The following is an 8,178-nucleotide window of genomic DNA, read 5'->3' as shown; positions in this document are numbered from 1 at the left end:
CCCTGGTACGGGACCGCGTACCAGGCGAGGGCGGCCAGTTGGGCGTCGAGGTCGCCGGGGGCGACGCCGCGCGCGGTGGTGCGGCTGAGGTGGAGAACCGATCCGCCGCGGCCCCGGAAGAGGCCGGGCTGCGCGTAGAAGCGGGACTTCGCGGCGGGCAGGATGGCGGTCCGCGCCGTCTCGAACTCCTCCACCGCGCGGTGCGCCGCGAAGTCGTCGAGGACCGCGCCGATGCCGATGCTGCCCTCGCCCAGGTAGGGCAGGGTGCGCCGGCCCTCGTCGACGACCAGGGTGCCGCGGTCGTTGCGTACGCACGCGGCGAGGTCCTGCCGCAGCGCGTCGGCCGCGTGGTCCAGGAGGGCGGCGTCGCCCGTACGCTCGTACAGCCGCAGAAAGAGCAGGGCCGCCCCGCTCGCGCCGTGCAGCAGCCCGGCGCGGGTGCGTTTCCCGGCGTCCCGGACGCGGGCCAGCCGCGCGGCGGCCAGTTCGGCGACCTCCAGGGCGCGGGCGCGCAGGGCGTTCTCGCCCGTGGTCGCCGCCAGGTGGTCGAGCGTGAGGCCGAGGCCGGCGAGTCCGCTGTTCAGGTCGGGGGAGAGCCGCTGCCACTTCTCGGTGAGGACCCGTTCGACGAGGTCCAGCGCGTGCTCGGGGTGGCCGAGGCGGTCGAGTACGTAGCCGGCGCCGAGCAGGCCGTCGTAGAGGCCGAGCGGCGCGCCGCGCGGCGGGTCGGCGGCCTGGTGCAGCAGCCACTGTTCGCCCTGTTCGTAACGGGGTGCGCCGACCTCGCCGAGGGCGTAGAGCACTCCGGCCGCGCCGTGCGCGAGGCCGAGGCCGCCGCCGGTCTCGAACTGGGAGATGTCGCCCGGGAAGAGCCGGTCCTCGCGCTCGGGGGTGGCCGAGGCGAGGATGGCGCGGACCATGGAGTCGCGGCTGAGCGGCCAGTCCGCGGGCGCGACGGGCAGGTAGCGCTCGGAGGGGACTGAGGAGGGGGCGGCGGTGACCGCGGTCGTCTCCCCGGCCGTCACCGGCTCAGCGGCGGAACCCTCCCCCGCGACCCGCCCGATCTCCTGGACCGCCTCGTCCCAGAACTCCCCTGGCACGTCCGGGAATTGCGCGGCCGCGACGTCGGCGAGGTGCGCCGCCTTGTCCCGGTCGATGACCAGCAGCGTGGTCATCGGCAGGAACAGCGCGAGGCCCAGGCACGCGAGCGCGTAGCGGTCGACGTCGAAGCCGCGTCGGTCGGCGGGGGCGATGAAGCCGGGGTGGGCGACGGCCTGCCGGTGGTTCTCGTCCACGTGCGCGGCGGTCTCGAAGTCGAGGAGCATCACGGACTCCTCGTCGGGCGCGACCATGATGTTGAACATGTGCAGGTCGTTGAAGACCACGTCACGGCTGTGGACGGCGGCGACGGCCGCTCGTACCGCGCCGTGGACGCGCAGCGCCCACCGCGTGTAGCCGGCGACGGCCGCGGGGTCCGGGGCGGCGCCGATCAGGGGGTGGCGCCGGGCGTAGAACGAGTTGAGGGTGGTGCCTTCGAGGTGGTCCATCACCAGGAAGCGGTGGTCGCCGAGGGTGAACCAGTCGCGCACCTCGGGGGCGACGCCGAGGCCGGTCAGCCGTTCCAGGGCGGTCTTCTCGCGCTCCAGCCGGGTGACGGCGTCGGCCCGGTCGGCGGCGAGTCCGGCGTGCGGGCGGGCCTCCTTGAGCACCACTTTCGCGCCGGTGCGGGTGGAGGTGCCCGCGTAGACGCCGCCGCCGTTGGAGAAGTGCAGGGCCTTCTCGATGCGGTACGGGAGGTCGGTGGTGGTCGTGGCGTTGCGGGCGGCGAGCTGCGGTTCGAGGAAGGCGGGGAGTGTCACCCAGTCCGGGACGTGGAAGGCCGGGTCCCGGCGGTCCGGGATGAGCTGTCCTTCCGTGTTCTCGATGGCCGGGACGAGGGAGCCGGTGGCGTCGAGACAGTAGCGGGGCGTGAAGCCGCCGTATCTGACGTACAGCGGGCCGTCGTTCCAGCGCAGGTCGGAGAGGATGTACGGGCCGGGTTCGCCGGCCAGCAGCGCGCCCAATTCCTCAAGAATGAGGTGGAATTGCCGGTCGTCGGCCGGGTAGATGGTGACGAATTTCCCGCTGGAGCCGCGCGGCGCGTACTTGGAGTTCCGCAAGTGGAGCGGGCGCGGGCCGGGTACGAACTTGAAGGGAATGGCGCGGGGCACGCAGTAGTCCCACACCTTGGCGGCGGTCTTCTCGGCGTTCTCCAGACACGCGGAGACGTGCACCTTCCAGCCCTGTCGCGGTCTTCCCGGAAGGGATTTTCCGTCCGTGGTGACGGGGCTGACATGGAGCCAGTCCCCGGAGAGGAAGGACCGCCACCCTTCGGGGACGGCGCGCTGGGCGGTCTCGTAGAGCGGGCCGGATCCACCGGTCCCGGGGGCCGCGGCGGAGAGTCGGTCCGGGGTCTCGTAGAAGTATGTGTCGGCAAGGCAGAAGACCTCGTACCGCTTGTCCACGGGACCCCCCTCGACGACGTTGCATCGAGATTTCCACGCCGTCGGGGGGTCTGACAGTCACGGTTGTCATGAAGCGGCCGTGCGGAACTCACAAGTAACCGCTAGTACGCGCTAGTAGATATGAGTAAGCGCGTACGGATGGGTACGAGTCAGCACGGACCGGCGCTATTCCTCATTCCTCGGGCGGGAATACCGCCTCCCCACTCGGGAGCTCCGTGATGGTGATGGCCTCGACCGGACAGCTTTCGGCCGCGGCGAGGACGGATTCCGAGGCGTCGCGTTCGGCGGTCACCGGGTGCGACTGGCGTGCGGCGTCGAGCCGGAACGCCTCGGGCGCGGTGCTCACGCACATGCCCGAGCCGATGCACACGCCCCGGTCGACCTCGACGTGCCAGCGGTCGCACATCAGCTGTCCCCGTAGCCCGCGGGCAGGTGGATCATCTTGTGCTCCAGGTACTCCGAGTACCCCTCGGGCCCGAACTCCCGGCCCAGGCCGGAGTTCTTGTAGCCGCCGAACGGGCCGAGCATGTCGAGGCTGAAGGTGTTCACGCAGTACGTGCCGGTGCGCACCCGGCGTGCGACGTCGATGCCGTGCTCGACGTCGGCGGTCCAGACGCTGCCGGAGAGCCCATAGTCGGAGTCGTTGGCGATCCGCACCGCCTCCTCCTCGCCCTCGTACGGCAGCAGGCAGACGACCGGCCCGAAGATCTCCTCGCGGGCGATGCGCATGGAGTTGGTGACGTCGCCGAAGAGCGTCGGCTCCACGTACCAGCCCGTCTCCTGGCTCGCCGGGCGTCCGCCGCCGGTCAGGAGCTTGGCGCCCTCCTGCTGGCCGATGGCGATGTAGTCCAGGGACCGCTGCCGCTGCCGGCGCGCGACGAGGGGGCCGACCTCGGTGGCGGCGTCCATCGGGTCGCCCACCACGAGCGCGCCCGCGGCGGCGGCGAGCCGTTCCGCTATCTCGTCGTAGCGGGCGCGGGGCGCGAGGACGCGGGTCTGGGCCACGCACGCCTGCCCGTTGTTCATCCAGGCGCTCGGCACGATCCCGGCGACGGCCGCGTCCAGGTCGGCGTCGGGGAGGATGACGGCGGCGGACTTGCCGCCGAGTTCGAGGGTGACGCGGGTCAGGTTGCGGGAGGCCACCTCCATGACGCGCCGCCCGGCCTCGACGGATCCGGTGAAGGAGACCTTGTCGACGCCGGGGTGGCCGACCAGGTACTCGCTGACCTCCCGGTCGGCCGGCAGGACGGAGAGCACTCCGTGCGGCAGCCCCGCCTCGGCGGCGATCTCGGCCAGCACGTACGCGTCGAGCGGCGTCTCCGGCGACGGCTTGAGCACCACCGAGCACCCGGCGAGCAGCGCGGGGGCGAGCTTCGCGGCGGCCACGAACTGCGGCACGTTCCACGGCACCACGGCCGCCACCACGCCGACCGGCTCGCGCCGCACCAGCAGCGGCCCGAGCACTCCGGCCCGCCGCTCCTCGTACGGGAAGTCGCGCGCGACGGTGATCGCGCAGTCCCAGACCATCATCGCGCCGAGCGCCTGCGCGAGGACGCTCCAGGAGGAGGGGGAGCCGTTCTGCGCCGAGATCAGCCGGGCGATCTCCTCGTGGCGCGCGGCGATGGCGTCCTTGATGCGGGTGACGACCTCGATCCGCTCGTCCAGGGTGCGGTTCGCCCAGACCCCGGACTCGAAGGAGGCGCGCGCGGCGGCGACCGCCTTGTCCACGTCCGCACGCGAGGCGTGCGGCACCCGGCCGATGACCTGCTCCGTATGCGGCGAGACGACCTCGATGACGTCCCGGCCTGCCGGATCGGTCAACTCGCCGCCGATGAAGAGCTGTCCGTGCTCGATGAGGTCGCTCATGTCTGAGCCTCCCGCGGGTTGGCTTGGCCCCTGCCGGTACGGCCGCCGTCACCGGCAACCGTTCTGACACTGCATCAGAACTGATACCAGTTCTAGTTACAGTTGGCCACCCATCGACCGGCCCCGCTCAAAGCCTCGCCGCGCGGCGCCTACCGCGCCGTTCGCGCCACCGGGCCGGGTACGGGCCTGCCGGGCTCGTCGAGCCATGCCTGCTGGCCGGCGGCGGTGACGATGAGCCCGTAGCGGGTGCGCTCCGGCGATCCCGCCTGCTCCCACCACCGGTAGGCCGCCTCGGCTTCGCCCCACAGCAGGCGCGGCCCGTGCTGCTGGACCTCGAAACTGGGCGCGTCGGGGACGTAGTCGAGACAGGCCCAGGAGCCGGTGGCCGCGTCGGCGAGCCAGAGGGTCCATTCACCGTCGGGCCCGTGGCCGACCGAACTGCGGGCGCCGGGCACCATGAGTCCGACGCCGAACGCGGCATCGGTGTCGCCGAGCGGATAGCGGGGGTCCAGGCGGGTGCGGCCGGTGACGGCGTTCTCAGGGTGGTGAACGACGGCCATCACGTCGCGGTGCGGGGCCTGGGCGCGCATCCACATGAACGCGCTGTCGCCCACCACGGGGCCCTGGGCCACCGGCCCGTCCGGGCCTCGATGGACGTCGAGACGGAGCAGGACCCCGTTGTGGAGCCCCGTGCCCCACGGCGTGACGATGCGGCCGCCGGGGGACGTCTGCTCGACCCAGCGGTACGGGACGCGCTGGACGGCGCACGTCGCGATGAGCCGGTCGTAGGGGGCCGCTTCGGGCCACCCCTCCGCCCCGTCCGCCGTGACGATCGACGGGGCGTGGCCTGCGGACTCCAGGGCGCGGCGGGCGCGAGCGGCGAGTTCGGCGTCGACTTCGACGGTGGTCACCCGGTCGTCGCCGAGGAACTCCGAGAGCAGCGCGGCGTTGTAGCCGGTGCCGGTGCCGATCTCCAGGACGCGGTGGCCCCGGTGCGGATCGAGGTGTCCCAGCATGGCCGCGACGACCTGCGGCATGGACGCCGAACTGGTCGGCGTGAACGCGGGGCCGTCGCCGGGCGGGTCCTCGACCTGGGTGACGAGCGGCATGTCGCCGTAGACGCACTGCCGCCACCGGTCGGGCTCGCGGGCCCGGGACAGCGGAAGATAGCCGTCCGCGCCGCGGATCCAGATCCGGTCGGGGACGAACCGCCCGCGGTCGACTGCCGCGAACACCTCCCGCCAGCCCGGCGCGAGGAGCCCGGCGTCCGCGAGAAGACCGGCGAGTTCGGCGGGGCCCGCGGCCACCGGGGCCACGGCTACTTCTTCTCGGGAGGCGGCGGGGGAATGGGCCTGTCGGGCTTGTGGCCGTCGCTCTCGGCCGGGTCCGGCTTGCCGCTGTGCTTACCCATCGCGCGCTCTCCCGTCAGGCAGGTGCCTCAACTTACTGAGAGTGCGCACACCGGCACCAGGACGACACGCTCCCGAGCCGACAGCGGCACACCTGCCCTGATACCACCCCAAGGCGGTTTCCCAGGCGGCGCGTTGGAGAAATCAGAACCGAATAACTGATACTCGTTCTAGTTATAGTGGGCAGTGGATCCGGCGCGGGACGCGGCGAACCACGGCGAGAGGGGCCCCGGCATGGCGCAAGTGACGGACCACGGAGGCGGGGTCTGGGCCATTCCCGTACCCATACCGGACAATCCCCTCGGGCACACCCTCGTCTACCTGCTCGACACCGACGACGGCCCCGTCCTCATCGACACCGGCTGGGACGACCCCGCCTCGTGGGACGCGCTCGCCGCCGGGCTCGCGGAGTGCGGTACGGCCGTGGGCGAACTGCGCGGGGTGCTCATCACCCACCACCACCCCGACCACCACGGCCTCTCCGGGCGGGTCCGCGAGGAGTCGGGGGCGTGGATCGCCATGCACCCGGCCGATACGGACGTGGTGCGGCGCACGCGCGAGGCGGAGCCCGCCCGCTGGCTCGGGTACCTCGTCGACAAACTCGCCGCCGCGGGCGCGCCCGCGGACCATCTCGCTCCGCTGACGGCCAGGCTCGCCGAGGGGCGCGCCCGGCCCCTCCCCGGGCAGCGGGCCGCACTGCCCGACCGGGCCATCGAGCCGGGCGAGCTCCTCGACCTCCCCGGCCGCCGGCTGCGCGCCGTCTGGACGCCCGGCCACACGCCCGGCCACGTCTGCCTCCACCTCGAAGAGGACCACCCGGCCGGACGGCCCGGCCACGGCCGGCTGTTCTCCGGCGACCATCTGCTGCCGGGCATCACGCCGCACATCGGCCTGTACGAGGACCCGGAGGCCGAGCAGGCGGCCACGGCCATCGATCCGCTCGGCGACTACCTCGCCTCCCTCGAACGCGTCGCCGCCCTCGCCCCCGCCGAGGTGCTCCCCGCCCACCAGCACCCCTTCGCCGACGCCCCCGGCCGCGTCCGCGAACTCCTCCTGCACCACTGCTCCCGCCTCGCCGACCTGCGCACCCTGCTCGCCGCCCCCAGGACGCCCTGGCAGCTCGCCGAGGCCATGGAGTGGAACCGCCCGTGGGCCGACATCCCCTACACCTCGCGCAACATCGCCGTCTCCGAGGCGGAGGCCCATCTGCGGCGGCTCGTGAAGCTCGGCCACGCGGAGGCCGTGCCGGGGACCGAGCCCGTCACGTACCAGGCGGTATGAGGCACGTCCCCCAGACCGCCCCGACCCTCCCGTTAGAGTGTTCTGCACAACTTCATCCCGCCTCGCCACGGGGAAAGCCGGTGCGACTCCGGCGCTGACCCGCAACCGTGAGTGCTGCCGTACGCGCGTGTGTACGGCCGTACGAGCCGGAGCACCCGCGATGGGGCGAACAGGCTCCCGGAGCCGGACGCGTCCGCCTGGCGGCGGCGCCCGGCCACCGGCACCGTCGAGGTATACGGAGCTGAGCCCGGTGCCACCGCGCGGCAGACAGCGCGCGGGTGGGCGGCCGTGCACGGCTGTGTACCACCCACCGCTGTGCAGCACCCACCGTTGCGACCTTCACCGAGAGGCACCGACCCCATGGCCCCCTCCCCCGCCGTCCACGCGCGCCGCGGCGCCGCGGCCCTGGCCGCCGCCGCCCTGCTGAGCGCGGCCGCGGCCCCCGCCGCCTCCGCCGACTCGCCGTCCCCCGCGGCGACGGGGCTGTACGGGACGACGAACCCGCAGTTCGACGGCGTGTTCCGGCAGTCCCTGGCCTTCCTCGCGCAGGACTCGACAGGCGTCACGCCCGCCAAGTCGGCCGTGGACTGGCTGGCCGGGCAGCAGTGCTCGGACGGCGGCTTCGCCGGGTACCGCGCCGACACCGGCACGGCCTGCGACGCGAAGAAGGGCGAGTTCACCGACGCCACGGCCGCCGCCGTGCAGGGGCTCGCCACGGTCGGCGGGCGCGGCGCGGAGGTGAAGAAGGGGCTCGACTGGCTCAAGTCCACGCAGAACGAGGACGGCGGCTGGGGCGCGCAGCCCGGCAACCCCAGCAACGCCAACTCCACCGCGACGGCCATCGGCGCGTACGCGGCGGCCGGCCAGGACCCGGCGAAGGCCACGGCCAAGGGCGGCAAGAGCCCGTACGACGCGCTGCTCGCCTTCCAGCTCGGCTGCGACCACAAGCCGGGCGAGCAGGGGGCCTTCACCTATCTGCCGCAGAAGGGGCAGCTGCTCGCCAACGACCTCGCGAGCGCGGCGGCGACGCTGGCCGCTTCGGGCAAGGGGTATCTGGTCGAGCACCCGAGCGGCGGGGACAAGGCCCCGAAGCCGCTCGACTGCGCGAAGGATGACAA

At 73.1% G+C, this 8,178-nt stretch carries 6 protein-coding genes and 1 riboswitch; of the genes, 2 read left to right on the top strand and 4 right to left on the bottom strand.

The genetic code is table 11. From position 1 onward, the window contains the following. The 4 genes from lanKC to ACFU99_RS24260 all read right to left on the bottom strand — a co-directional run. Positions 1 to 2,504, bottom strand: a 2,504-nt coding sequence (gene lanKC, locus ACFU99_RS24275; RefSeq protein ID WP_384395296.1) for a class III lanthionine synthetase LanKC, incomplete at its 3' end; no start/stop codon positions are given. A 172-nt stretch (positions 2,505 to 2,676) separates the two neighbouring features. Continuing rightward, on the bottom strand, positions 2,677 to 2,910 hold the full coding sequence (locus ACFU99_RS24270) for a ferredoxin (RefSeq protein WP_384395294.1): 234 nt from the start codon (positions 2,908 to 2,910) through the stop codon (positions 2,677 to 2,679). Beyond that, positions 2,910 to 4,370, bottom strand: coding sequence for an aldehyde dehydrogenase (locus ACFU99_RS24265; RefSeq protein ID WP_384395292.1), 1,461 nt, complete (start codon positions 4,368 to 4,370; stop codon positions 2,910 to 2,912). The genes ACFU99_RS24270 and ACFU99_RS24265 overlap by 1 nt, the downstream gene beginning before the upstream one ends. Positions 4,371 to 4,519: 149 nt before the next feature. Further along, positions 4,520 to 5,686, bottom strand: a complete 1,167-nt coding sequence (locus ACFU99_RS24260; RefSeq protein ID WP_384395290.1) for a methyltransferase domain-containing protein — start codon at positions 5,684 to 5,686, stop codon at positions 4,520 to 4,522. 327 nt (positions 5,687 to 6,013) lie between these two features. Between ACFU99_RS24260 and ACFU99_RS24255 the strand changes: the two genes are divergently transcribed. Further along, complete coding sequence (locus ACFU99_RS24255) at positions 6,014 to 7,060, top strand: MBL fold metallo-hydrolase (protein ID WP_384395288.1); 1,047 nt, start codon at positions 6,014 to 6,016, stop codon at positions 7,058 to 7,060. Positions 7,061 to 7,085: 25 nt separating this feature from the next. Further along, positions 7,086 to 7,238: riboswitch (cobalamin riboswitch) on the top strand. Between the two features lie 182 nt (positions 7,239 to 7,420). Beyond that, positions 7,421 to 8,178 (top strand): prenyltransferase/squalene oxidase repeat-containing protein (locus ACFU99_RS24250; protein ID WP_384395287.1); only part of this gene is annotated, 758 nt, incomplete at its 3' end.

The sequence above is a fragment of the Streptomyces sp. NPDC057654 genome (assembly GCF_042800135.1).
Classification (GTDB): domain Bacteria; phylum Actinomycetota; class Actinomycetes; order Streptomycetales; family Streptomycetaceae; genus Streptomyces.
This window is presented reverse-complemented; position numbering and strand designations above follow the sequence as displayed.